This is a genomic window from Cupriavidus sp. R6-3 (assembly GCF_059772245.1).
Genome location: NZ_JCBAJO010000467.1, coordinates 1 through 216, shown reverse-complemented (window position 1 = coordinate 216; position 216 = coordinate 1). Strand labels below are relative to the sequence as shown.

General features: G+C 61.1%; 1 protein-coding gene. It reads right to left on the bottom strand.

From position 1 onward, the window contains the following. Window position 1: 1 nt before the first annotated feature. Window positions 2-216: hypothetical protein (locus AC6EI8_RS26680; RefSeq protein WP_498383427.1), on the bottom strand; the 215-nt coding region annotated here is incomplete at its 5' end.

The following is a 216-nucleotide window of genomic DNA, read 5'->3' as shown; positions in this document are numbered from 1 at the left end:
CTCACCCATGATTGCGCTCCCCCTCTGCCGCTTGCGAGGCGGCAGAATCGTCTGCCAGTTGGTGCGAAATCATCCCTGCGACGGCCTTGTCGTAGGCGACAGGCAACCATTCCCATTCGCTGTGAACCTCGACGTAGCGCGGGTTGGTCGAGTAGAAGGGCCTCTCCAGAACCTTGTCGCCGCGCTTGGTCTGCACTGTCATCCATGCGGGCTTGT